This is a genomic window from Ligilactobacillus equi DSM 15833 = JCM 10991 (genome assembly GCF_001435735.1).
GTDB lineage: Bacteria > Bacillota > Bacilli > Lactobacillales > Lactobacillaceae > Ligilactobacillus > Ligilactobacillus equi.
In genome coordinates this window covers 1-205 of the sequence record NZ_AZFH01000145.1, presented here as the reverse complement: position 1 = coordinate 205, position 205 = coordinate 1, and the positions used below count along the sequence as shown (strand labels likewise).

Sequence of the window (205 nt, the reverse complement as noted above, 5' to 3'; positions counted from 1 at the left end):
TTAGGATGTTATATGGTATTCCAAAACCTAACTCACAGAACTTAGCTATCTTACCAAGGCTAGTTCCTAGCCTACTAGATTTTTAATTGATTTAAGCCACGATTTAAGATATTTAAACTAGCGTTTATATCTCTGTCGTGGTTTTTGTAGCAATAAGGACACGTCCAGTTGCGTGTACTTAACCATTGCGCTTGAGTTAAACCAT

At 36.1% G+C, this 205-nt stretch carries 1 protein-coding gene; it reads right to left on the bottom strand.

Features of this window, described 5'->3' with window-relative positions:
- Window positions 1-74: 74 nt before the first annotated feature.
- Window positions 75-205 (bottom strand): zinc ribbon domain-containing protein (locus FC36_RS11640; protein ID WP_156409562.1); only part of this gene is annotated, 131 nt, incomplete at its 5' end.